General features: G+C 67.4%; 16 protein-coding genes and 1 tRNA gene. 12 read left to right on the top strand and 5 right to left on the bottom strand.

Annotated elements, in window-relative coordinates; all coding sequences use genetic code 11:
* The first annotated feature begins 35 nt into the window (after positions 1-35).
* From D577_RS0104345 to truB, 6 genes are all read left to right on the top strand, one after another.
* A tRNA-Met gene (locus D577_RS0104345) sits at positions 36-112 on the top strand.
* Between the two features lie 174 nt (positions 113-286).
* Complete coding sequence (rimP, locus tag D577_RS0104340) at positions 287-757, top strand: ribosome maturation factor RimP (protein WP_018946348.1); 471 nt, start codon at positions 287-289, stop codon at positions 755-757.
* A gap of 48 nt (positions 758-805) precedes the next feature.
* Positions 806-2,299 carry a transcription termination factor NusA gene (gene nusA, locus D577_RS0104335; protein WP_018946347.1) on the top strand — a complete coding sequence of 498 codons (1,494 nt, stop codon included), beginning with the start codon at positions 806-808 and terminating at the stop codon, positions 2,297-2,299.
* Between the two features lie 66 nt (positions 2,300-2,365).
* A complete protein-coding gene (gene infB / locus D577_RS0104330; RefSeq protein ID WP_026288906.1) occupies positions 2,366-5,197 on the top strand; it encodes a translation initiation factor IF-2 in 2,832 nt (943 codons plus the stop codon).
* Positions 5,197-5,649 carry a 30S ribosome-binding factor RbfA gene (rbfA, locus tag D577_RS0104325; protein ID WP_018946345.1) on the top strand — a complete coding sequence of 151 codons (453 nt, stop codon included), beginning with the start codon at positions 5,197-5,199 and terminating at the stop codon, positions 5,647-5,649. Before infB ends, rbfA begins: the two co-directional genes overlap by 1 nt.
* An 11-nt stretch (positions 5,650-5,660) precedes the next feature.
* On the top strand, positions 5,661-6,620 hold the full coding sequence (gene truB, locus D577_RS0104320; protein WP_018946344.1) for a tRNA pseudouridine(55) synthase TruB: 960 nt from the start codon (positions 5,661-5,663) through the stop codon (positions 6,618-6,620).
* A gap of 18 nt (positions 6,621-6,638) precedes the next feature.
* Here truB and D577_RS0104315 read toward each other — a convergent pair whose 3' ends face one another.
* Positions 6,639-9,272 (bottom strand): EAL domain-containing protein, encoded by a 2,634-nt coding sequence (locus tag D577_RS0104315; protein ID WP_018946343.1) that lies wholly within the window; start codon positions 9,270-9,272, stop codon positions 6,639-6,641.
* Between the two features lie 172 nt (positions 9,273-9,444).
* Here D577_RS0104315 and rpsO point away from each other — a divergent pair, with 172 nt between their 5' ends.
* From rpsO to D577_RS14215, 6 genes are all read left to right on the top strand, one after another.
* Positions 9,445-9,714: a 30S ribosomal protein S15 gene (rpsO, locus tag D577_RS0104310; protein WP_018934781.1), complete on the top strand. Its 270-nt coding sequence runs from the start codon at positions 9,445-9,447 to the stop codon at positions 9,712-9,714.
* 127 nt (positions 9,715-9,841) lie between these two features.
* Positions 9,842-11,932 (top strand): polyribonucleotide nucleotidyltransferase, encoded by a 2,091-nt coding sequence (gene pnp, locus D577_RS0104305; protein ID WP_018946342.1) that lies wholly within the window; start codon positions 9,842-9,844, stop codon positions 11,930-11,932.
* Positions 11,933-11,994: 62 nt separating this feature from the next.
* Positions 11,995-12,612: a class I SAM-dependent methyltransferase gene (locus tag D577_RS0104300; protein ID WP_018946341.1), complete on the top strand. Its 618-nt coding sequence runs from the start codon at positions 11,995-11,997 to the stop codon at positions 12,610-12,612.
* A gap of 107 nt (positions 12,613-12,719) precedes the next feature.
* Positions 12,720-15,980, top strand: a complete 3,261-nt coding sequence (locus D577_RS0104295) for a hybrid sensor histidine kinase/response regulator (RefSeq protein WP_018946340.1) — start codon at positions 12,720-12,722, stop codon at positions 15,978-15,980.
* Positions 15,977-16,897, top strand: a complete 921-nt coding sequence (locus tag D577_RS0104290) for a diguanylate cyclase (protein WP_018946339.1) — start codon at positions 15,977-15,979, stop codon at positions 16,895-16,897. The genes D577_RS0104295 and D577_RS0104290 overlap by 4 nt, the downstream gene beginning before the upstream one ends.
* 15 nt (positions 16,898-16,912) lie before the next feature.
* On the top strand, positions 16,913-21,358 hold the full coding sequence (locus D577_RS14215; protein WP_018946338.1) for a response regulator: 4,446 nt from the start codon (positions 16,913-16,915) through the stop codon (positions 21,356-21,358).
* Positions 21,359-21,373: 15 nt separating this feature from the next.
* Here D577_RS14215 and D577_RS0104280 read toward each other — a convergent pair whose 3' ends face one another.
* The 4 genes from D577_RS0104280 to mgtE (D577_RS0104265) form a co-directional block, all read right to left on the bottom strand.
* Positions 21,374-21,670, bottom strand: coding sequence for a hypothetical protein (locus tag D577_RS0104280; protein ID WP_018946337.1), 297 nt, complete (start codon positions 21,668-21,670; stop codon positions 21,374-21,376).
* A complete protein-coding gene (ispG, locus tag D577_RS0104275) occupies positions 21,667-22,893 on the bottom strand; it encodes a flavodoxin-dependent (E)-4-hydroxy-3-methylbut-2-enyl-diphosphate synthase (protein WP_026288905.1) in 1,227 nt (408 codons plus the stop codon). The genes D577_RS0104280 and ispG overlap by 4 nt, the downstream gene beginning before the upstream one ends.
* A gap of 108 nt (positions 22,894-23,001) precedes the next feature.
* Positions 23,002-24,360: a magnesium transporter gene (mgtE, locus tag D577_RS0104270; protein WP_018946335.1), complete on the bottom strand. Its 1,359-nt coding sequence runs from the start codon at positions 24,358-24,360 to the stop codon at positions 23,002-23,004.
* Positions 24,361-24,373: 13 nt separating this feature from the next.
* Complete coding sequence (gene mgtE, locus D577_RS0104265) at positions 24,374-25,735, bottom strand: magnesium transporter (RefSeq protein ID WP_018946334.1); 1,362 nt, start codon at positions 25,733-25,735, stop codon at positions 24,374-24,376.
* Positions 25,736-25,853 lie beyond the last annotated feature (118 nt).

Here is a 25,853-nt window from a genome sequence, read left to right as displayed (position 1 = left end):
CCGGCCCGCGGCTTGGTAAAGTACGTTTTCTCGGATGCGGGGTGGAGCAGTCTGGCAGCTCGTCGGGCTCATAACCCGAAGGTCGCAGGTTCAAATCCTGCCCCCGCTACCAGTTTTCGAAAGGGCCCCTTCGCGGGGCCTTTTTCTTGGGGCCGCGCTCCCGCGCGCCGACAGGCTTCGAGCTGCAGCCTGTTTCCATGACGGAAGGTGTAAAGGGGCGTTCAACGCCCTTTTTTTGTTTCCGGGCTCCGTGCACCGGTGCAGTGGAATCGAGGTCGACAGGCATTTGTCCGAGCAGGTTGAACAACTGAAGGCGCTACTGGGACCCGTGGTCGAAGGCCAGGGTTGTGAGCTCTGGGGTATCGAACACCATGCGGGTTCGAAGCCGCAGATGCTGCGCATTTATATCGATCGTTCGACCGGCGTGACCGTGGATGACTGTGCGCGCGTCAGCGAGCAGGTCAGCGCGGTCCTCGATGTGGAAGAGCCGATCCGCGCGGACTACACGCTCGAGGTGTCCAGTCCGGGCATCGAACGTCCCCTGTTTACTCCCGATCAGTTCCGCGAGTACGTCGGACGTGCGGTCAAGGTGCGTCTGACCTGGCCGGAGCACGGGCGGCGGAACTACCGTGGGCAGCTGTTGTCCGCGGACGACACCATGATCGAGGTGGCGGTCGATGGCACGGCCTACGAGTTGCCGCTGGCCGCGATTCACAATGCGCGCGTGCTGGAAGAAGACCCGGGGACGCAATCATGAACAACCTGATGTCGACAGGCGACTGTCGAGGCTGCGAAGAGGCATGACATGAACAAGGAGATCCTGCTGGTCGTCGACGCCGTTTCCAACGAGAAGGGCGTCGAGAAGGGCGTTATCTTCGAGGCCCTGGAATCGGCCCTGGCGATGGCCACGCGCAAGTATCACGGTGGGCGCATGGATGTGCGCGTGAGCATCGACCGCGAAAGCGGCGATTACGAGGCCTATCGCCGCTGGACGGTGGTGGACGACGAGGATCCCGAGTTCGAGTCTCCCGACTATCAGATGCTGCTGTCCTACGCGCAGCAGAAATACCCGGAGATTCAGATCGGAGAGGTGATCGAGGAACCGGTCGAGGCCGTGGACTTCGGGCGTATCGCCGCGCAGACCGCCAAGCAGGTGATCGTGCAGAAGGTGCGTGATGCCGAGCGGCAGAAGGTCGTCGAGGAGTACGAGGACCGGGTCGGTTCGCTGGTGATGGGGATCGTCAAGCGTACCGACCGCAACGGGACCTACGTGGACCTGGGCAACAACGCCGAGGCCCTGGTCCCGCGCGAGCACATGATTCCGCGCGAGACGGTACGCACCAATGATCGCCTGCGCGGCTATCTCAAGGAGATCCGGCCGGACGCTCGCGGACCGCAACTGATCCTCAGCCGCACCGCGCCGGAGTTCCTCATCGAGCTGTTCAAACTCGAGGTCCCGGAGGTGGGACAGGAGATCATCGACATCCTCGGGGCGGCCCGCGATCCGGGCATGCGGGCGAAGATCGCGGTGCGCTCGAATGACCCGCGGCTGGATCCGGTGGGGGCCTGCGTGGGCATGCGCGGTTCGCGTGTGCAGTCGGTCTCCAACGAGCTCGCGGGCGAACGCATCGATATCATCGTATGGGACGAGAATCCGGCCCAGTTCGTGATCAATGCGATGTCGCCGGCGGAAGTCCTCTCGATCGTGGTCGACGAAGAGAAGCAGTCGATGGACATCGCGGTGGCCGAGGACAAGCTTTCGCTGGCGATCGGTCGCGGGGGGCAGAACATCCGTCTGGCCTCGCAGCTGACCGGCTGGGAGCTGAACGTGATGACCGAGGAGCAGGCCGAGGAGAAGAGCGAGGCCGAGGCCCGGCAGCTGGTGACCTACTTCATGGAGGCGCTGGACGTCGACGAGGAGGTGGCCGGGATCCTGGTGCAGGAAGGCTTCAGCACCCTGGACGAGGTGGCCTATGTGGACGAGGCGGAACTGCTGTCGATTGAGGAATTCGATGAGGACGTGGTCGCGGAACTTCGCAACCGGGCCAGCGACGCGCTCCTGACGCGGGCGATCGCGGCACAGGACGGCGGGGGTGGCGAGCCGGCCGAGGATCTGCTGAACATGGATGGCATGACCGTGGCGCTGGCGAATCGGCTGGCAGCCAGCGGGGTGTGCACCATGGAGGACCTCGCCGAGCAGGCCGCGGACGACGTGGTGGAAATGCTGGGCATCTCCGAGCAGGAGGCGTCCGAATTGATCATGACCGCGCGCGCCCCCTGGTTCGAAACCGGGGAATGATCGCGACGCAGCGGCGGTGGTCGGGCAGCGGCACGCCGGAACAGAATCTGGAATGGAGGTAGCGCCATGGCGCAAATGACAGTGCAGCAATTCGCGGAATCGGTGGGCAAGCCCGTCGATCGTCTCCTGGAGCAGCTCAAGGAGGCGGGCGTCGAGGTGGCCGGGCCCGAGGCGCCCATCACCGATGCCGAGAAGCGCCAGCTGCTGGACCATCTGCGCCAGGGTTCCTCCGGCGGGGCGAGTGACCGCGTGACTCTGCGGCGGCGTTCCCAGGCGCAGACGCTGAAGGTCAGCTCGGGCCAGGGCAAGACCAAGACGGTTAACGTGGAGGTGCGCAAGAAGCGCACCCTCAAGCGCAAGCCGGCGGATGCAACACCGGCGCCGGAGGATCGCCCGGAGGCGGCCGAGAATGTGGAATCCGAAGCCGCTGCGGCACCGGAAGAGACCCGTCCCGATGCAGAATCGCCGGTGACCCCGGAAGTCGAGGAGGCCGCAGCCGGCGAGGCGTCGGAGGCGGAAGCACCGGCGGATGAGCCGGTGGTGGCCGAGACGCCGGAACCGGAACCTGAACCGGCGGCCGACGAGGCCGCGGCGGAGGAACCGGCGGACGTCGAGGAAGAGCCCGAAGCGGCGGAGGCGGCCGCAGCCGAGGCACCGGAGTCACCCGAGGCGGAAGAGGCGGCCGAGGAGCCGGCCGCAGCCGCGGAAGAAGCGCCGGCCGCCCCGAAGAAGCCGCTGAGCCGCACGCAGCAGCTGGCCATGCAGCTGGAAGCCGAGCGGGAAGCTCAGCGCAAGGCTGTGGAAGCGCGCAAGCAGGAAGAGGTCGAACGCGAGGAGCGCCAGAAGCGCAAGCAGGAAGAGCAGGAGAAGCAGGAGGCGAAGCGCGAGAAGGAAGAACAGGCGCGCCTGGAACGCGAGGCCGCGCAGCAGCGCCAGGCACCGGCTCCCGCCGCGGCACCGGCGGAACCCGCCAAGTCCGGCAAGGGCCGCAAGGGTGGCCGCAAGGACGACCGCAAGGAACTGCATGTCGCCGGCGACCGTCGTGGTCGGCGCAAGAAGGGTGACAAGGGCAAGGGCGCCGGGCAGTCGCAGGCGGCCCAGGCCGTGGCCGGCAAGCACGGCTTCGCCAAGCCGACCGCACCGGTGGTGCGCGAGGTGGAAGTGCCGGAGACCATCACGGTGGCCGATCTGGCGCAGGCGATGGCGATCAAGGCACCGCAGCTGATCAAGACCCTGATGGGCATGGGCGTGATGGCCACCATCAACCAGTCCATCGATCAGGAAACGGCGATGCTGGTGGTCGAGGAAATGGGCCACACCGCGGTGCCCGCAAGGGAAGAGACCATCGAGGATCAGATCGAGGTTGCCCAGGAGCAGACCGCCGAGCCCAAGGCCCGTCCGCCGGTGGTGACCGTGATGGGCCACGTGGACCATGGCAAGACGTCGCTGCTGGACCATATCCGCAAGACGCGCGTGGCCTCCGGAGAAGCCGGCGGGATCACCCAGCACATCGGGGCCTATCACGTCGAGAACGGGCATGACGGGGTGACGTTCCTCGATACGCCGGGACATGCGGCGTTCACCGCGATGCGTGCCCGGGGTGCCCAGTCCACGGACATCGTGATCCTGGTGGTTGCGGCGGATGACGGCGTGATGCCGCAGACGCTCGAAGCCATCAACCATGCGAAGGCCGCCGGCGTACCGATCGTGGTCGCGGTCAACAAGATCGACAAGCCGGAGGCGGATGCCGACCGGGTGATCAACGATCTCGCCCAGCACGAGGTAATCCCCGAGGAATGGGGTGGCGACACCCAGTTCATCCGGGTCTCGGCGCATTCCGGGGAAGGCATCGACGAGCTGCTGGAAGGCCTGGGTCTGCAGGCGGAGCTGATGGAGCTGATGGCCCCGGACGAGGGGCCGGCGCGCGGCGTGGTGATCGAGTCGCGGCTGGACAAGGGCCGTGGCCCGGTGGCCACGGTGCTGGTGCAGTCCGGCAGCCTGAAACATGGCGACATCGTGCTGACCGGCAAGGAATACGGCCGTGTGCGGGCGATGTTCGACGACACCGGCACGGCGGTAAAGGAAGTCGGTCCGTCGATGCCGGTGGAGATCCTGGGGCTCTCCGGGGTGCCGGAGGCCGGCGACGAGATGCTGGTGGTCGCGGACGAAAAGACTGCCCGCGAAGTGGCCGAGTACCGCGACACCAAGCAGCGCGAGCGCAAGCTGGCGGCGCAGCAGGCGGCCAAGCTGGAAAACATCTTCAACCAGATGCAGGAAGGCGACGTCGGCACGGTCAACATCCTGATCAAGGCCGACGTGCAGGGATCCGCCGAGGCGCTGCGCGAATCGCTGGTCAAGCTGTCCAACGAGGAGGTCCGGGTCAAGGTGATTTCCACCGGGGTCGGCGGTATCTCCGAGTCGGATATCAACCTGGCGACCGCTTCGGATGCGATCGTGATCGCGTTCAACGTGCGTGCCGACGCCGGCGCCAAGCGTGTGGCGCAGGAAAACGGGATCGACGTCCGCTACTACTCGGTCATCTACGAGGCCATCGAGGACGTGAAGCAGGCCCTGTCCGGGCTGCTGGCGCCGGAGACCCGCGAGGAAATCGTGGGCCTGGCCGAGGTGCGCGAGGTGTTCAAGGCCTCGAGCTTCGGCCAGGTGGCCGGCTGCCTGGTGGTCGAGGGTTCGGTCAAGCGGGGCAACCCGATCCGCGTGCTGCGTGACAACGTGGTGGTGTACGAGGGCGAGCTGGAAAGCCTGCGCCGCTTCAAGGACGACGTGAACGAGGTTCGCGCCGGTACCGAGTGCGGCATCGCGGTGAAGAACTACAACGACGTGAAGGCCGGAGACCAGATCGAGGTCTTCCAGCGCGTCGAGGTCCAGCGGTCGCTGTAATGCCCGGACCCCGCGACTTTCAGCGTAGTGATCGGGTCGGCGAGCAGATCCAGCGCGAGCTCGCCGAGCTGGTGCGTGTCGAGGTGAAGGACCCGCGGGTCGGCATGGTGACCATCTCGGGGGTGGAGGTCTCGAAGGACCTGGCCCACGCCCGGGTGTATTTTACCCGGCTGGGTGGCGAGGAGGGTGGCCGCGAGGCGCAGCAGGGCCTCAACAACGCGGCCGGCTTCCTGCGGCGGGCGCTGGGTAGCCGGATTCGCATGCGCAGCATCCCGCAACTGCGGTTCATCTACGATGACACGCCCGAACGGGGCGCGCGCATGTCTTCGCTGATCAGTCAGGCGCTGGCGGAGGATCGCGAGCGGCACGGCGACAGCGATGGGGAGGCCGATCCGGAAGGCGGCGGGGATCCGGATGGCTCCGGTGGTCCCGACGTCCCGGAAGACCGGTAAACCGACTCCCCGTGGCGCGCAGGAAGGGGCGTAACGTCGACGGCATCCTGCTGCTCGACAAGCCGCAGGGGCTCAGTTCGAGCCAGGCGCTGGGTCGGGTGAAATACCTCCTCGGTGCGCGCAAGGCGGGCCATACCGGCGCCCTGGATCCACGGGCGACCGGGCTTCTTCCTCTGTGTTTCGGGCAGGCGACCAAGGTGTCCGGCTGGCTGCTGGACGCGGACAAGCGTTACGTCGCCGTCGCGCGGCTGGGCGTGGAGACCGACTCGGCGGACATGGACGGAGAGATTCTCGCCGAATCTCCGGTCCCCGTGATCACGGACGAGGATCTTGCGCGGCTGGAACGCGACTTCACCGGCGATCTGGAGCAGGTTCCCCCGATGGTGTCAGCCCTGAAGAAGGACGGCCGGCGGCTGTATGAACTGGCGCGCGAAGGGGTCGAAGTGGACCGTCCGCCCCGGCCCGTGCGGATCCATTCGCTGAACATCGAACGGCTGGCGGATGATCGTCTGCGGCTGGAGGTGTATTGCAGCAAGGGCACCTATATCCGGTCGCTGGTGGCCGACATCGGGGATGCCCTGGGTTGCGGGGCGGCGGTGGAAGAGCTGCGGCGTACGGCGCACGGCGTCTTCGATGCCGAGGCGATGTGGACCCGCGAAGCCCTGGAGGAACGATTCGAGGCCGGTGGGCCGGCGGCGATCGAGGCCTGTCTTCTGCCGGCCGAGGCAGCCCTGGCGGGCTGGCCGCAGGTGCACCTGAATGCAACCGGCGCCGCGGCGCTGCGTCACGGGAATCCGGCGGACGCGGAGACGGTGGACCGGCAGGTCACGGGGGCCTCGCCGGTGCCGGACGAGGCCGGGCCAGCCGGGATACTGGTGCGCATGCACGGCCCTGAAGGCGAGTTCCTGGGCGTGGGTTTGCAGGACGCGAAGGGGGCGGTCCGGCCGCGGCGCCTGTTCACCACGGCCTGAGGCTTGTCCGAGCCGGGTTCAGTCCCGGCGACAGGCCGGGACGGGGTCCTCGATCAAGGCCCCCATCTGCTCGGTGGACATCGGGCGGGCCAGGTAATAACCCTGAGCCTCGTCGCAACCGTCCAGGATGATCATGTCGCGCTGAGTGGCGGTTTCCACACCTTCGGCGATGACCGTCAGGCCAAGTTTGTGGCCCATGGCGATGATGGACGCGGTGAGCGCGGCGTCGGCGGCGTCGGTGTCGGCCCCCTGGACGAACGAGGCGTCGACCTTCAGGCGCTGGACGGGCAGGCGCTTGAGATAACTCAGCGACGAATAGCCGGTGCCGAAGTCGTCGATCGCCAGCTGCACGCCCATGGCCCGCAGCTCTTCGAGTACCGCGATGCCGCGTTCGGCATGGTCCATTACGAAGCCCTCGGTGATCTCCAGTTCCAGGCGCCACGGCTCCAGGCCGGTCTCTTCCAGCACCGCCCGCACGTCCCCGGCGATGTCGCCGAACAGGACCTGGTGCCCGGAGACGTTGACGCCGATTCGCCCCAGTCGTTGCGGTCCCCATTCGCAGGTCCTGCGGACTGCCTCCCGCAGGACCCACCGCCCCAGCAGTCCGATGGTGCCGTTCTCTTCCGCCACCGGGATGAATTCGGCCGGGCTGATCATGCCGAAATCCGGATGCCGCCAGCGGACCAGCGCCTCCGCGCCGGACAGGCCTTCGCCAGGCAGATACCATTGTGGCTGATACACGACCTCCAGCTCGTTGCCCTCGATTGCGCGGCGCAGGCCGGCCTCGATCGCCAGCCGGCGCTGACTGGCATCGGTGAGGTCCGCCGTGTAGAGCTGGACGTTATTGCGTCCGCGAGCCTTGGCGCGGTACATCGCCGAGTCCGCGTTGCGGATCAGCATGTCCGAGGAGGCCGCATCATCGGGAAACAGGCTGATGCCGATACTCGCCCCAATGAACAGTTCCTGACCTGCCACGTGGAAGGGGGCCTCCAGCGCACGCAGGAGATTATCGGCGACCCGTTCGGCATCGTCGGTGCCGGCAATGTGTTCGGTCAGGACCACGAATTCGTCGCCCCCGTGGCGCGCGATGGTGGAGTGCCGGTCGATGGCGCCCAGCAGGCGCCGGGCGACCGCTTCCAGGAGCTCGTCTCCGCGATGGTGGCCCAGACTGTCGTTCACGTACTTGAAGCCGTCCAGGTCGACGAACAGTACCGCCAGGCGCTCGTCGTGGAGCCGGCAGCGTTCAATCGCGCGCGCCAGGCGCTCGTCGAGCTGGGTGCGGTTGGGCAGGTCGGTGAGTGGGTCGTAGTTGGCCAGGTGACTGACCCGGCGCCGGGCCTCCTCGCGGCTGGTGACGTCGCGGGCCACGCCAAAGATATCCACTACGTGGCCGCTGTTGTATCGGACACGGGCGTTGAGTTCCAGCACCACCGGGTTGCCCGCCTTGTCAGTCACCTCGGCGCGGGCCGGTGGCAGCTCGGAATCGGTGCCGCCGTCGATGGGCACGGCGGTGCCCTCGAGATAGGGCAGGAAGGGTTCGACCAGGGCGCGCAGGGTGGTCTCTGGCAGGCGGTCCATGCTGCGGCCGAGGACCCGTTCCACGCCCGGCGAGATGTAGCGCGCCCGACCCGAGCGGTCGAAGCGATAGACGAAGCCGCTGGCGTACTCCAGCAGATCCTCCTGCTCCTCGGACGCGCGCTCCAGGGCCTCGGACTGCGCCACCACCTGGCGTGACAGCGGCCGGATCACGCCGATCAGCCCCAGTCCCGACAGCAATGCCATGCCCAGGACCAGTCCGACCGGCAGCGCCAGGTGGGCCATCATGCCGGCGTAGAGTTCCTCCTCCGGTACGGCCATCGACAGCCCCCAGCCCGGGCGTACCGGCACCGCAAAGACCACCTCGCCGTCCGTGCGCTGCAGGGCCTGCGATCCTCCGCGGGCCTGCTGCAGTGCCGGGGCCACCAGGTTCCCGGCGCCGGTCGGCTTCAGGCTCCAGGTGATGTCGTCCACCCGCAGCACCACTCCCTGCGGGCCCTCCAGCCAGGCGGCCTTGCCGCCCTCGGCGGCGGACTCCAGCACGCCGACCAGGGCCTCGGCGGGGAACACCAGGATGTCGGCGCCCAGCCATTCGTCCTCGCGGGAGAGGATCGGCACCGCGATCATGATCCAGGCCCGGCCCTCCCAGGCCAGGTGATCACGCATGCGGGTCTCGCGCATCGCCGGGTCGATGTCCGGCCAGTAGATCGGGTCCGGGTTGGCGTCGCCCACCGCCAGTACCTGGCGGCCTTCCGCATCCAGGCGGATGATGCCGGCCGCGCCGGAGGGGCGCAGGGCATCTTCCAGCTTGTCGTGACTGAAGTCCTGCAGGTCTTCGAGATCGGTCGCGCCGCGATTGTAGGCGGCCAGTTCGTCGCGGATGCGGCTGCGGCTGGCGACCTGCCAGGCGATGTCTTCCAGGCGGTCGAAATACTGCGCCACCGCCTGCCCGTGATGCTGCAGCGCGGCCTGCTGCGCCAGGTCCGCGCGGTCGCGCGCCTGCTGGTAGTAGGCGTGGGCCGTCAGACTGGCCGCAATCAGGCCCAGCAGCACCAGCACCGCAAGTGCCAGCAGCAGGATGCGGGCCTGGAGGCGGCGGGTTTCCTGCGTGGTCATGACTGTCCCTGTCGGGGAGTGATGGAGTTCACAATACAACAGAAACAGGTCAGGGGCAGCCGTTCGTCCGTTCGCTGTTCACGGTGCTTGAGCGCGTGCTAACATACGCGCCTGTTCGCCAGCGCCACTGGCCACTCAGACAGACGGTTCAGGAATCAGGAGTCAGCCTTACATGTCGCTCACTACCGAAGAGAAATCGGCTATCGTCGAGAAGCACAAGCGCGATGCCAGTGATACCGGATCGCCCGAAGTGCAGATTGCGCTCCTGACGGCGCGTATCCAGCATCTGATGGGTCATTTCGACAAGCACAAGCAGGACCACCATTCCCGGCGTGGCCTGCTGAAGATGGTCAGCCAGCGTCGCAAGCTGCTGTCCTATCTCAAACGCAAGGACGTCGAACGCTATCAGTCGATCGTGAAGGAACTGGGCCTGCGCCGCTAGGCCCCGCCCCCCGGGCCCGCGCCATTGGTGCGGGCCTGTTTGTTTGGGGCATTGATTGCGGAGAGAACTTTCAGCGGCTCGTCCACCGACGAGTCACATCGGGATTCAAAGGGAAACGGGAAAAAACGTGTCATACAAGAAGTCGTTCCAGTACGGAAATCACACCGTCACGCTCGAAACCGGGGACATCGCGCGCCAGGCCAGCGGCGCGGTGCTGGTGAACATGGCCGAAACCGTGGTCCTGGTCACCGTGGTCGCCCGCAAGGAAGCCGATCCGGGCCGCGACTTCTTCCCCCTGACCGTCAACTACCAGGAACGGACCTACGCCGCCGGCAAGATTCCGGGCGGTTTCTTCAAGCGTGAAGGGCGTCCGAGCGAGAAGGAAACCCTGACCTCGCGCCTGATCGACCGTCCGATCCGGCCGCTGTTTCCCGAAGGCTTCAAGAACGAAACCCAGGTCATCGCGACGGTGGTCTCGATCAACCCCGAGGTGGATCCCGACATCCCCGCGATGATCGGTGCTTCCGCGGCGCTGGCACTCTCGGGTGTGCCGTTCGGCGGGCCCATCGGCGCCGCCCGCGTGGGGTACCGCGCCGGTGAGTACCAGTTGAATCCGAGCTTCAGCGCGCTGGAGGAATCCGAGCTGAACCTGGTCGTGGCGGGGACCGAAAACGCGGTCCTGATGGTGGAGTCGGAGGCAAGCGAGCTGTCCGAGGAAACCATGCTGGGCGCGGTGATGTACGGCCACGAACAGCTGCAGGCTGCGATCCGCGCCATCAACGAACTGGCGGCCGAGGCGGGCGAACCCGCCTGGGACTGGCAGCCGCCGGAGAGCGAGGCCTCGGTGGAAGACCGCGTGGCCGCGGCCGCGCGCGATGAGCTGACCGAGATTTACCAGATCGCCGACAAGCAGACCCGCAGCCAGCGCCTGAGCGAACTGCGCAGCCGCCTGGTTGAATCGCTGGTGAGCGACGACGGTTCCGGCCCCGATGCCGATGCGGTCAAGACCACCCTGCACGATCTGGAATACCGTCTAGTGCGTGATCGCATTCTTGACGGGCATCCGCGTATCGATGGACGTGACACGAAGACTGTCCGTCCGATCGACGTGCAGACCGGCCTGTTGCCGCGTGCCCACGGCTCCGCGCTGTTTACCCGGGGCGAGACCCAGGCGATGGTCGTCGCCACCCTGGGCACCGACCGCGACGCCCAGGTGATCGACGCGATCGAGGGCGAGCGCCGCGACCGCTTCATGCTGCATTACAACTTCCCGCCATACTGCACCGGGGAGACCGGTTTCGTCGGCTCGCCCAAGCGCCGCGAGATCGGCCACGGCCGTCTGGCCAAGCGCGGCGTGGCCGCGGTGATGCCGAACGACGAGGACTTCCCCTACGTGGTGCGTGTGGTCTCCGAGATCACCGAGTCGAACGGTTCCAGTTCCATGGCCTCGGTGTGCGGCACCTCGCTGGCGCTGATGGACGCCGGCGTGCCGCTGAAGGCCCCGGTCGCGGGCATCGCGATGGGCCTGATCAAGGAAGACGACCGCTTCGCCGTGCTTTCCGACATCCTCGGCGACGAGGATCACCTCGGCGACATGGACTTCAAAGTGGCCGGCACCCATGACGGCGTGACCGCGCTGCAGATGGACATCAAGATCGACGGGATTACCCGAGAGATCATGGAAAAGGCCCTGGAGCAGGCGCGCGAGGGCCGGCTGCACATCCTGGGTTGCATGAACGCGGAACTGGACACCCATCGCCAGGAGATGTCCGAGCATGCGCCGCGCTTCATCACCCTGAAGATCAACCCGGACAAGATCCGCGACGTGATCGGCAAGGGCGGGGCGACCATCCGTACCCTGACCGAGGAGACCGGCACCACCATCGACATCGGTGACGATGGCACGGTCAAGATCGCCTCCACCGATGCGGCTGCCGGCAACGAGGCGAAGCGCCGCATCGAGGAGCTGACCGCGGACATCGAGGTGGGGCGTCAGTACACCGGAAAGGTCGCCAAGATCATGGACTTCGGCGCATTCGTGTCGATCCTTCCGGGGCGTGACGGTCTGGTGCATATCTCGCAGATCTCCGACGAGCGCGTGGAGAACGTGAGTGATTTCCTCTCCGAGGGGGATTCGGTCACCGTGCGGGTGCTGGAGGTCGACAAGCAGGGCCGTATCCGCCTGAGCATGAAGGCGGTTGAAGAAGAGAACGGCTGACGACCGCGCGTGGCCGGGACGTCCGGCACGGGTGGTCCGTGGTTTCCATCGGGGACGCTAGCATGGATCTGGTCAGCATTCGCAAGAGTTATCGGCGCTATGCGCGACATTACGATGCGACTTTCGGCCGGGTGTTCGCCACCGGCCGGCACAGTGCTCAGAAGACCCTGGCACCGCTGAACGGCAAGCGCGTGCTGGAAGTGGGCGTCGGGACCGGTATCTCATTCCCGGAATATCCGGAGGGCGTCGATCTGGTCGGGATCGACGTGTCGCGCGAGATGCTGCAGGTCGCGCAGGAACGCATCAACGGCGGTCTGCCGGGGGTGCGCGGCGTGGCCGAGATGGACGCCGAAGCACTCGGTTTCCGCGACGACAGCTTCGACGCCGTGGTCGGGATGTACGTGGCGTCCGTGGTCCCCAATCCCGACCGCATGTTCGCCGAGATGTGGCGGGTGTGCCGCCCGGGCGGACAGATCCTTCTGGTCAACCATTTCGCGTCCCGGCAATGGCTGCTGCGCGGGGTGGAACGCAGCCTGCGGCCTCTTTCGCGGGCGGTGGGCTTTCGTCCGGACATGGAGCTGGACCACTTCGTGCACCTGACCGGCTGCGAGCCCGAGGCGGTGGAACCCGCCAGCCTGTTCGGTTACTGGAAACAGGTGGCTTTCCGCAAACCCGCCTGATTCCCGGCCATCCGGCGGTGGTTGCGGTACGAGGGGCAAGACCCTTAGGGTTGTGCTGGAATAATCCCACGGCCGCAGCATGACATGCCCACCCCGGGGAACCGCGGATGACACAGCGCGATCAGGCCTCCTTTCAGTCCTTCCATTATCGGCTTCTGCTGCTGGTGCTTGCCGCCATCGTGCTGCTGGGCGCGGTGCTGGCGACCGTCGCCTACCAGATGCTGGAGACCGAGACCCGCGAGGCCGTCCGTTCGGAGGTTGCCTCCACCTCCGATTCCACTGCCCTGTACGTTTCTCACTGGTTCACGTCCAATGCGCGCCTGATCCGGGGGCTCGCCGGCGAGATCCCGCAGGGGCGGGATCCGCGTCCCGTCCTGCAGCAGTTCGAACGCATGGGCGAGGTGGATCTGACCTACATCGGGGATCAGCAGGGCGGCATGATCATGTCCGACCCCGAGGCCACGCTGCCGGACGATTTCGATCCGCGCACCCGCCCCTGGTACCAGGGGGCGGTGGAAGCGGATGATCTCTACATCACCGCGCCTTTCGAGGATGCCGCCCAGGACCGGCTGATCATCTCCATGGGCATGCCGGTGTATCGCGATACCGGAGGGCTTTACGGGGTCGCCGCGGGGGACATCGGTCTGCAGGAAGTGACGCGAAGCGTGACCGGTCTGGATCTGCGCTGGGACGGCGAGATCGTGCTGGTAGACGAGGATGGCATGGTGGTGGCCCATCCGGACTCCTCGCGGGTTCTCCGCCCGCTGGTCGACAGCATCGACGAAGGCAGGGGCTTCGATCCGCTGGATCCCGATCGCGAGGGCGAGCTCCGGGAGGTGACGGTTGACGGAGAGCAGCGCCTGCTGCACGTCACCCGGATCCCCGGAACCGACTGGCATCAGGTGCTCAGTCTGGATCGGGCGGCGGTCACCGAGCCCCTGCGCAATCTGCTGATCCAGTTCGCGGCCTGGACCGTGCTGGTGGTCCTGATCGTGGGCGGGGTCACCACGCTGATCCTGAATCGTCTGGTGCGGGTGCGTCGTGATCTCGAGGCCGAGATGCGTCGCGCCCGCGAGCAGGCGGAAAGCGCGACGCGTGCCAAGAGCGAGTTTCTTGCCAATATGAGCCACGAGATCCGCACCCCGATGAACGCGATCATCGGCATGAGCCATCTGGCACGGCGGACCGAGCTGACCCCGCGCCAGCGCGGGTACATGGACAAGATCGACAACGCCGCCCAGCGCCTGCTCGGCCTGATCAACGACATCCTCGACTTTTCCAAGATCGAGGCCGGCAAGCTCGAACTGGAAGATGCTCCGTTCCACCTCGATTCCGTGCTCAACGGGGTCACCGACGTGGTCGGCCACCGGGCCGAGGAGAAGGGACTGGAACTGGTGCACCACGTCGCGCCGGGTACACCGCGCCTGCTGCGAGGGGATGCCCTCCGGCTGGGGCAGATTCTGACCAATCTCGCCGGCAATGCGGTCAAGTTCACCGAGCAGGGCGAGGTTGTGGTGCATGTCTCGGCCGAGGCGATCGACGACGGCTATGCCACCCTGCGCTTCTCGGTGCGCGACACAGGACCGGGGATGTCCGAGGAGGAGGCCCGCAGGCTGTTCCGTTCTTTCACGCAGCTGGACAGCTCGGTGACCCGGCGCCAGGAAGGCACCGGGCTCGGGCTGGCGATCAGCAAGCAGCTGGTGGAAATGATGCACGGCGACATCGGGGTGGAAAGCACGCCCGGCGAGGGGGCGACATTCAGCTTTACCGCACGTCTGGGCGTGGAGACGGAGCAGGTACAGCCCGCGCGTCCGGTCGTGTCCCGATCACTGCGCGGGCGCCGGGTGCTGGTGGTCGATGACTCGGACGCGGCCCGGGAAACCCTGGCCGCGATGCTGAGCGATCTGGGAATCGAGGCGGATACGGCGCCCTCCGGCCCGGATGCCCTGGGCATGCTGGACCGGGCGGTGGAAAAGGGCGTGCATTACGATATGGTGCTGACCGACTGGCGCATGCCGGGGATGGATGGTCTGGAGGTGGCGCAGAACATCAATGCCGAACGCAAGCGACAGGTCCCTTCGGTTCTGATGGTGACCGGGTTCAGCCGCGATGAAATCCTGCAGAAGGCGGAAGAGACCGTGGATGGTCTCCTGCTCAAGCCGGTGACCGAATCCACGCTGCACGACACCCTGGTCGAACTCCTGAATGCGGATGATGAAGGCGACCGGGTGCGCGAAGCGGCCCCCGGCATGACGGCCGACACGCCGCGCCTGGACGGCTGCCGCATCCTGCTGGCGGAGGACAACGCCATCAATCGGGATCTGGCGGTGGAGCTCCTGGAGGATCTGGGCTGTGACGTCACCACGGTGGAGGACGGTCGCGAGGCGCTGGCGGCCGTTGAGGCCGCATCCTTCGACGCGGTGCTGATGGACATCCAGATGCCCGAAATGGACGGGCTGAGTGCCACGCGCGAGCTGCGGTGGGACGCGCGTTTCCGGGACCTTCCGGTGATCGCGATGACGGCCCATGCGATGGCCGGCGATCGCGAGAAGAGCCTGGAGGCGGGGATGAACGACCATGTCACCAAGCCGATCGACCCCGCTGCCCTGGCCCGGACACTTTCCGAGTGGATCGGATGCGTGCACCAGGGAGCCGCGTCCGGGGGGGCGGGCGATGACAGCACGGGCTCGCCAATGCCGTCTGCGACCACCGGTTCCGGTGCGTCGGGCGGCGACGGGCTGCCGCAGGAGCTGCCGCCGTTCGATCTCCCGGCGGCACTGGCGCGCTGCAACGGCAAGGCGTCGCTGCTGCGGCGCATGATCCTCAGCCTGGAGGAGCGTTACAGCGGGGTGGTCGAGGAATTGCGGTCGCTGCTGGAAACCGGCCACCGCGACGAGGCGCATCGACTGGCGCACTCGCTCAAGGGCGTCGCGGGTTCCCTGGAGTTGCGCGAAGTGCAGGCCTGCGCGCAGCGGATCGAGAATGAACTCGCGCAGGGAGACGAGGGCGCCGCGTTCGGGCGCCTTGCGGAGCTGGACGAGCACCTGGCGCCGGCACTGGAAGCGGCCCGTGGTCTGGTTGCCGACGGGGACGCGGAGGATGCCCCGGAGAGCGGTTCCGGGGACGGGCCCCTTCACGATATGGAGACCGGCCCCCTGCCCGAGGATGAGCTGCGCGAGCTGCGTGTGCTGATCGAAGGCAACAACCTGCGTGCCCGGGCGCATTTCCGCGAGCTGAGCGGACGGCTCCTCGGGCACGGCCAGGACGCCCTCGTGCGGGAACTGGGGTCCCGCATTGAACAACTGGATTTCGAACAGGCGCTGGTGGCGGTGGACCGGCTGCTGAGGGAAAGTGGGGAAGGCTTATGAACAGTGACCATCGGGCACGTATCCTCGTGGTGGATGACGAGCCTGCCAACATCGAGTTGCTGGCCGGGATCTTCGAGGACGAACACGAGGTGCTGTTCGCCACGAACGGGAAACGCGCGCTGGATCTTGCCGCCTCGGCGCGTCCGGACGTGATCCTGCTCGACGTGATGATGCCGGGAACGGACGGTTTTCAGGTCTGTGAATGGCTGAAGTCCGAGCGCGCGACGGCGAACGTCCCGGTGATCTTCATTACCGGGGTGGGAGATACCGAGGGCGAGGCCCGGGGTCTGGAACTGGGCGCGGTCGACTACGTGAACAAGCCCATCAATCCGCCGGTGGTCCGGTTGCGGGTGCAGCATCAGATCGAGCTCAAGCGCGCCCGCGATCAACTGACCCGCATGGCGGTGACCGACGGACTGACCGGCCTGGCCAACCGGCGCCAGTTCGAGGAGACCCTGGAGCGTGAAAATGCGCGTCTGGCGCGGACCGGGGACGCCCTTTCGGTGATCCTGATGGACATCGATTATTTCAAGCCCTTCAACGACACCCTGGGCCATGTCCGCGGGGATGACTGTCTGCGCGAAGTGTCGCGGGTGCTGGACGAGACCATCTCGCGTCCCGCCGACCTGGCCGCACGTTACGGGGGGGAGGAGTTCGGCTGCATCCTGCCGGAAACCGCGCTGGAGGATGCCGCGGCAGTGGCCGAGCGGGTGCGGGAGGCGATCGTCGAACTCGGTGTCCCCCATCCGGCGTCCGAAGTGGCGGATCACGTGACCGCCAGCCTTGGCGTGGCCACGCTGCATTGCCAGCCGCGCCAGTCCGCCCTGCGGGTGGTGGCGCGGGCCGATGAGCAGCTCTACCGCGCCAAGGCGGAGGGACGGAACCGGGTCTGTGCTGCCGGCTCCGCGGAGCGCTGAGCAACGCAGCGCAAAGTGGGGGCTTCCAGAAAGACCGTACTGATTGCCGGAGCCGGCCCTGTCGGGCTGGAAGCGGCCCTGTATGCCACGCGCCTGGGCTATCGTGTGCTGCTGGCCGAGCGTTCCCGCGCGGTCGCTCCCGCGTTGCGCGACTGGGCCGGGATACGGATGTTCACCTCCTGGAAACAGTGCACCTCGCCGCTGGGGCGTGACGCGTTGCGCGGGCAGGGGCACGCCCTTCCCGATCCGGATGCTTTCCCGACCGCCGGCGAGTTTCGTCGCGAGTACTGCGAGCGGCTCGCCGGGGTGCTGGCACACCGGGATTGCGACCTTCTGCTCGAGACGCGAGTGCTGGCGGCAAGTCGCGACGGCATGCGGGCGAATACCGGCATTGGCGATCCGGAGCGCGCCCGTCACCCGTTCCGCGTTCTGGTGGACGAGCAGGGATGCGAGCGCCAGCTGGAGGCCGATCTGCTGATCGACACCACCGGCGTGGCGGGACACCCACAGTGGCTGGGTCCCGGCGGGTTGCCGGCCGCGGGGGAGCGCGAGCTGAGCGGGCGCATCCTGTACGGGCCCCGGGCGCCGGAGGTCGAGGAGGGGCAAGCCCTGCCGCCCGCCGAACGCATCCTGGTGGCCGGGGGTGGCGCCGAGGCCGCGCTGGCGGTCGAATACTGGCTGGATCCGCCGACGGGCTCGCCGCCCGTGGAGCTGCTGTGGGCCTTCGAGGAACCGGCCCCCCTGCCGCCCGACTGGCCGCAGCGGGATCCGTTTCCCGAGCGCGGGGCCCGGTTCGCGCGGGTCCTGGACGCGACCGCCGGTGACCGTGGCGCACGGCGGCTGCCGCAGACGCAGGTGGTACGGCTGGAGCACGGCCCGGGCGTGCGTGGCGGGCTGGATGTGGAGCTCCGGGGACCCGACGGGACCCGGCGCATGAGCGTGGACCGGGTGCACGCGCTGATCGGCCATGTCCCGGACAACGCCTGGCTGGAAACGCTGCAGTTCCACGCCTGTTATGCCACCGGCGCGCCCATGGGGCTGGCTGCGGCCATGCTCGCGACCGTCGAGGATTCGCACGAGCTGTGGCACAGCCTCGGGGTGTCCACCGTGGGCAATCCCGAGCCGGGGCTTTTCGTGCTCGGGCGCAAGAGTTACGGACGCAGCCCCGGGTTCGTGCTGCCGGTCGGTCTGGGCCAGATCGTCGAGACCTTTCAGTCCATCACCGGGGACACGAGCCTGGATCTCTATGGCGACACCGTCCCGCGCCAGGGCAACCGTCCCGGCGGGGCCGCCATTGAGTCCGCGCAGCCGGTGACCTGTGATCTCCCGCCCGCAGCCACCGACACCGCCGGACCGGCCGGGCGTGATGCCGTGATCCCGGGCGACGGAGGAGAGGATGCCGCGGCCGACTATCATTTCCGGGTGATCGCCGAGAATCTCAAGGAGGTGGTGTTCCAGACGGATCTGGAGCATCGCATCACCTATCTGAGTCCGTCGTGGAGCGAAGTTACGGGCCTGGCGCGGGAGCCGTTCATCGGGCACAGCTGGATGGATCTGCTGCACCCGGAGGATCAGGGGTACGGTCGCAACCAGTGCGACGCCTTCGTGGGTGACCGGCTGGCCGAGTACAACGAGGAGTTGCGCGTGCGGACCAGCGAGGGTGCGGTGCGCTGGATGGACGTCACCGCGCGGGTGCTGCGGGATCGACAGGGTCGGGCGCGCGGGACGGTGGGCTCCATGCTGGATGTGACCCGCCGGCGCGAAAGCGAGGCCGAGCTGCGCGAGAGTCAGGAGCGCTTTCGCCTGATCAGCGATCTGGCGACTGACTGGATCTACTGGCTGACTCCCGAGTTCGAGTTCCGCTACTGCTCGCCTTCCTGTCAGGCGGTGACCGGCTACGGCGATGCCGAGTTCTACCGGAACCCCGACCTGTTGCGCGAGATCGTGCACGTGGAGGATCGCGAGGGGTTCGATCAGCATTTGTACGAGATCCACGAGAAGCATGTGGACGGCGCGTTTGATTTCCGCATCGTCACGCGCGCGGGCGAGGAGCGCTGGCTGCGCCATCACTGCACCCCGGTGTATGCGGAAAGCGGGCTGTACATGGGGCAGCGGGCGGCCAACTACGACATCACCGATCGCATCCGGGCCGAGGAGGCCCTGACCCGGGCCCGTGACGAGGCCGAATCTGCCACCCGGGCCAAGAGCGAATTTCTCGCCAACATGAGCCACGAGATCCGTACGCCGATGAATGCGATCATCGGCATGACGCACCTGGCCCGGCGCACCGACCTGACTCCAAAACAGCGTGGCTATCTGGACCGTATTGACAGTGCCTCCCAGGCCCTGCTGGGGCTGATCAACGACATTCTGGATTTCTCCAAGATCGAGGCCGGAAAGCTGGAGCTGGAGGAGAGCCCGTTCGCGCTGGAAGACGTGCTGCGCAACGTCTGGGACATCGTCGGTCTGAAGGCCGAGGACAAGGGGCTGGAGCTCGTGCACCGGGTGGATCCCGCTCTTCCGCACCACCTGACGGGGGACGCCCTGCGGCTCGGGCAGATCCTCACCAACCTGGTCGGCAACGCGGTGAAATTTACCGAGGAAGGCGAGGTGGTGGTGGGCGCGACCTGCGAACGCATGGAAGAGGACGAAGCCGTGCTGCGTTTCGAAGTGCGCGATACTGGCCCCGGCATGAGCCGGGAGGAGACCCGGCGGCTGTTCCAGTCCTTCACCCAGCTCGACGGCTCCGTGACCCGCCAGCAGGAGGGCACGGGCCTGGGTCTGGCGATCTCCAGGCAGCTGGTGGAGATGATGGGGGGCGAAATCGGTGTCGAGAGCGAGCCGGGACGGGGCAGTACCTTCCATTTCAGTGTGCGCCTGGGGCTGAATACGGCCGCCGGGGATCCGCACGAGACCCTGGGTGAACGGCTTACCGGCGCGGAGCTGGCCGGCCGCCGCGCGCTGGTGGTGGATGACAACGCCAGCGCGCGCGAGACGCTGGAGGAGATGTGCCGTTACCTCGGGATGGAGGTGGAGGTGGTGCCCTCCGGTGCTGCCGCACTGGCGCAGATCGATCAGGCACTGGAAGAGGGACGTCCCTACGATCTTGTGCTGACCGACTGGCGCATGCCGGGCGTCGACGGCATTGAAGTGGCGCAGCGCATCAAGGCCCACGAAGGGGCGCGAATGCCCGCGGTTCTGATGGTCACCGGCTTTGCCCGCGAGGAGGTTCTGGGGCGTGCGGAGCGCGCGGGGGTCGACGGCATCCTGCTCAAGCCGGTGAGCCAGTCCACCCTGCTGGATACCCTTTCGGGACTGTTTCACGTGCACCCGGAGGAGACCTCCCCGATGCCCGCGCCGGCGGAAAAGGGCAAACGGGAATCCGCGGACATGTCCGGGAGCCGGGTCCTGCTGGTGGAGGACAATGTCATCAACCGCGAGCTGGCGACCGAACTCCTGCAGGACCTGAGCTGCGAAGTGACCTGGGCGGAGGATGGGCGCGAGGGGGTGGAGAAGGCACGCAACGAGACGTTCGACCTGATCCTGATGGATATCCAGATGCCCCGGATGGACGGACTGACCGCGACCCGGCGCATCCGCGCACGCCCCGATCTGGCCGAGATTCCGATCATCGCCATGACCGCCCACGCGATGGAGGGCGACCGCGAGCGCAGCCTGGAGGCGGGCATGGACGACCACGTGACCAAGCCCATCGATCCGCAGGTGCTGGAGGAAACGCTCGGCCGCTGGATGAACAACGTCCCGGGGGCGGGTGACTCGCAGGCATGCGAGGCCGGCGCGGACGCCATGCAGGCGGCGCCGGAGCCCGCGCCCGAGCCCGATCTGCCGGAGTCGCTGCCACCGTTCGACCTTCCGGCCGCGCTGGCTCGTTGTGGTGGCAAGCCGGCCCTGCTGCGCAAGATGCTGGCCGGTCTGGAGCGGGATTACAGCGACGCCGGCCGGCGTCTGCGGGAGCGGCTCGAGCAGGATCGCGCGGAAGACGCACAACGCCTGGCGCATTCCCTCAAGGGGGTGGCCGCGGCACTGGAGGCCGCCGAATTGCGCACGGCCGCGGAGGCGGTGGAACTGGCCCTGCGTGACGGCGACCCGGAAACGCAGGAGCTGGAGACGCGTCTGCAGTCCCTGGAAGCCGCCCTGGCCGAGGCGACGGCAGCGGTGGCCGGACTGGGCGGGGTGGCGCACGGGGGTGACCGGGAGAACCCGAGTCCGGCTTCGGCGGAGCCCTGCGGGCCGTTCCCGCACGAGGCGCTGCGCGCCCTGCGCGAACGCGTGGCACAGAATCAGCTGGGTGCGCGCCGCGAGTTCGACGGGCTGCGGCCGCAGCTCGAGGGGCGCGGTTTCGATCCGGAGGTGCAGGCGATTGCCGAGGGGCTGGAGAGCCTGGATTTCGACGCCGCCCTGACGGCACTGGACCGGCTGCTGGACGGCATGCGGGAATGAGCCGGGTCCGGCGGTTCAGACGCGGGTGAACAGCGGGAGTTCGTGGCGCCGGGCGTTGGCAGCGAGGAAGCGTCCGCGCCCGGGATGGTCGGTCTCCAGCGCGTCGAGATACTGCGACGCCTCGCCCGCCACCGTCGCCAGGAACACCTCCAGTTCGCGCGGGTCCACCCGCGGCGCACCGAAGGCACCACCGCTTTCCGTCGGGTGCCAGAACAGCCGCGGCTGCCAGTTGCAGCCCTGAATGCGCGGGTCCTCGAACAGGGCCTGCACGCGTCGCAGCAGTTGCGGGTCGTGGTCGGCGCTTACGTTCATCCGGCCTGTCCGTAGCGGCGTTCGATGTAGGCCTCGACGCGGGCCTGGAAGTCCTCGGCGATATGCTCGCCCTTGAGGGTCACGGTCTTCTCGCCGTCCTCGTAGACCGGCGCGACTGGCTGCTCCCCGGTGCCGGGCAGGGAGATGCCGATGTCGGCATGCTTGCTCTCGCCGGGGCCGTTGACCACGCAGCCCATCACCGCGACGGTCATCTCTTCCACTCCGGGGTAATGCTGTTTCCAGGTCGGCATCTGCTGGCGGATATAACTCTGGATGTCCTGCGCCAGGTGCTGGAAGTACTCGCTGGAGGTGCGGCCGCAGCCGGGGCAGGCCACCACCGAGGGCAGGAAGCTGCGCAGGCCCATGCTCTGCAGGATCTCCTGCGCGACGCTCACCTCCTGTGTGCGGTCCCCGCCGGGCTCCGGGGTCAGCGAGATGCGGATGGTGTCGCCGATGCCCTGCTGCAGCAGGACGGACAGCGCGGCGGTGGAGGCGACGATCCCCCTGGCCCCCATGCCGGCCTCGGTCAGGCCCAGATGCAGCGGGTAGTCGCAGCGCGCGGCCAGGTCCTGGTAGACGCGGATCAGTGGCTGCACGCCGCTGACCTTGGCCGACAGGATGATGCGGTCATGCGGCAGGCCGATGCGTTCGGCCTCGGCCGCGCTCTCCAGCGCCGAGGTGATCAGCGCCTGCTCCATCACCGCCTGGGGTTCCAGCGGCTCCGGCTGCTGCGCGTTTTCGTCCATCATGCGCGCCAGCAGTTCCTGATCCAGGCTGCCCCAGTTCACGCCGATGCGTACCGGCCGGTCGAAGCGGATGGCGGTCTCGATCATCGCCTGGTACTGCGCGTCGCGCTTCGATCCGCGGCCGACGTTGCCCGGGTTGATGCGCAGCTTGGCCAGGGCCTCGGCGCATTCGGGGTACTTCGTCAGCAGCTTGTGGCCGTTGAAGTGGAAGTCCCCCACCAGCGGCACGTCCAGGCCCATGGCGTCGAGCCGCTCGCGGATCTCCGGCACCGCCTTCGCGGCATCGGCCGAGTTGACCGTGATGCGCACGATCTCCGAGCCCGCGCGAGCCAGTTCCGCGACCTGCACTGCGGTACGCAGTGCGTCGGCGGTGTCGGTATTGGTCATGGACTGGACCACCACCGGGTGATCGCCACCCACGGTCACGGGGCCAACACGGACGGGGACGGTACGGTGGCGGACGGGGCTGCTGCTCATGGTCGTGTACTCGCGCGGAACGGGGTCGCCGGAAAGAGGCCCGAGTCTAACGCAGTCGCGCGGGCCTGCCGAACCGCCGCAGGCCGCACGGGTGTTTGCACGGTCGTTCTAAAGACCAAGCATGGCCACCGCCACGCCGAAATAGATCAGGATCCCGACGATGTCGATGACCGAGGTGATCAGCGGTGCGCTGGCCACCGCGGGGTCCATGCGCATGGCGGTCAGGGCGAAGGGCAGGAGCATGCCGAACATCGCCCCGAATACCACGACCAGGAACATGCCCAGGGCGATGGCGTTGGCGACCTCCAGCGAGCCCAGCCAGTTGCCGGAGAGCCAGATGGCGGCCGCCAGGGTGAGCCCCAGCGCGGTGGAGACCCCCAGTTCCTTGCCGCCCAGACGCCAGGCGTCGCGCAATCGGACATCGTTGATCGCCAGTGAGCGCACCACCAGGGTGGCGGCCTGCGAGCCGGTGTTGCCGCCGGAGGCGATGACCATCGGCAGGAAAAAGATCAGCGCGACGACCGACTCGATGGCCGCCTCGTAGTGGGCGATGGCCAGCCCGGCGAAGATGTTGACCACCACCAGGATCAGCAGCCAGCCGATGCGCTTGCGGTACAGCAGGCCCATGCTGGCGTCGCGCAGCGACAGCACCACGTCGCCCACCGCAGCCATGCGGTGGAAGTCCTCGGTGGTCTCTGCGCGCAGGACATCCATTACGTCGTCCACGGTGATGATCCCGAGCATGTGGCCCTGGTCGTCGACCACCGGCAGGACGTTGAGGTCGTAGTGGCTGATGCGGTGGGCTGCCTCCTCCCGGTCCTCCTCGGCGGTGATGCTGGCCACGTCGGTGTGCATCAGTTCCGATACCCGGTTCCACGGCCGTGCCAGAAGCAGCTCCTTCAGCCGCACCCAGGCCAGCAGCTCGCCGGCCGCGGTGGTCACGAACACCGTGTTCACGGTCTCCGCGACCTCGTGGTTGGCGCGCAGATGCTCCATGGCTTCGTTCACCGTCCATTCGGGCTGTACGGTGACGTACTCCGGGGTCATCACGCGGCCGGCGCTCTCCTCCGGATAGGCGAGCAGTGATCCGACCGCCTCCTGGCTCTCCGCCGGGAGGGTTTCCATCAGTGAGTCGGCATGCTCGTCGCCCAGGCCGTCGATCACCGCCACGGCGTCATCCAGCGAGAGCGCGCTGACCAGGTCCGCGGCCTGCTGCTCGTCCAGCGCGGCCAGCACCCGGGACTGGTGATCGGGCTCCAGGTGCGCGTACACCGGCGCGGCGCAAGCCGACTCCAGACGCTGGAAGAAGGCGACCGCCTGATCCTCGGGCAGGGTCTCCAGCGCGTCCGACAGGTCGGGGGGCGCGTGGGCGTTGCAGATCGCGTTCAGCGGCCCGTCCGAGCCCTGCTCCAGGGCGGTGCGCAGGGTGTCGGGGAGGTTCTCGATGTCGACGTCGGTCGGACTCATGGGGGTATCCCGTTCAGGCCGGCGTGGCAAGGCCGAGCATGGCCACGGCCAGCGAGAAATAGATGGCGATGCCGCCGAGGTCGGCGATGGCGGTGACCAGCGGTACGCTGGCGGTGGCGGGGTCCAGCTTCAGCCAGTCGAGGAGGAGCGGCAGCAGCATGCCCACCATGCTGGCACCGGTAACCACCAGGGTCATGGCCAGGGCGACCAGCATGGCGATCTCCGTTCCGCCCCGCCAGAGGCCCAGCAGGGATACGGCGATCCCCATGCTGACGCCGATGGTGGTCGCCACGCCCAGTTCCTTGGCCCACAGGCGCAGCCAGTCCCGCGCGGTGACTTCGCCGGTGGCCATGGCCCGCACCATCAGGGTCGAGCTCTGGGCTCCGGCGTTGCCCGCCGAGCCGATGATTAGCGGCAAGAAGAACACCAGCACCGCGACGGCTTCGATGGCCTCTTCGTACTGCGAGATCATCAAGGCGCCCAGGGTGTTGAACGCCACCAGCCCCAGCAGCCAGCCGACCCGCTTGCGATACAGCAGGAACGGACTGGCCTGGCGCGGACTCAGCGGGAGGTTGCCCACCGAACCCAGCTTGTGGAAATCCTCGGTGGACTCGGCCTCGATCACGTCCATGACGTCGTCCACCGTGACCACGCCCAGCAGCTCGCCGTTGTCGCCCACCACCGGCAGGCTCTCGATGTCGTAGTGCTGGATGCGCCGGGCGGCCTCGACGCGGTCGGCGTCCACCTGCACGGTGTAGGGCGATTCGTCGTCGATCAGGCTGCGCACGGGGCTGTCGGGCTCGGCGCGCAGGAACCGCCGGATGGGAATGGCGGCCAGCAGGGTGCGGTCATCGTCGACCACGAAGATCACGTTGTTGGAGTGTTCGTCACCGGTGCGCCGCACGTGGGCCAGTGCGCGCTTGAGCGTCCAGTCCGGGTCCACGGCTACCACCGACGGGGACATCACGCGGCCGACCGATTCCTCGGGGTAGTTGAGCTGCTTCAGCGCCCGGCGGATGGCCCGGAACGGGAGCAGACGCAGGTATTCGCGCAGACGCTCGGCATCCAGGGTCTGGAGCAGGGCGGTGAGGTCGTCGGTTTCCATCTCGGAGAGCAGAAACCGCGCATCCTCGCGCGAGGATGCATTCAGCAGTCGCAGCTGGAACGGGATGTCGAGATAGGCGAAGACGTCGGCCTTGCGTCCGGGATGCAGCCGGTTGAAGATCGGGGCCACGTCGTCCGAGGGCAGTTCCATCAGCGCATGCGCGATGTCCTGGATGCGCATGTAGTCCAGCAGCTCGTCGAGGCTGTCGCGGTCGTCCAGGCGGACGAGTTCGCGCAGCTCGATGATGGACTGTTCGAGGTTGTGTTCCATGCCCTGCTCCCGGCGGTCGATTGCGGATCACCGGCACGCGCGGTGCGGTGATGACGAAGGACCGTCGTAATCGGATTTCCAGGACGGGGCAGATCGAAGGATCCGGCCGCCTCCCGGC

Origin of the sequence: Thioalkalivibrio sp. AKL17 (assembly GCF_000377885.1) — a bacterium.
GTDB lineage: Bacteria > Pseudomonadota > Gammaproteobacteria > Ectothiorhodospirales > Ectothiorhodospiraceae > Thioalkalivibrio > Thioalkalivibrio halophilus.
Note: the sequence above shows the minus strand (reverse complement) of the source record. Positions and strands in the feature narration are given on the sequence as shown.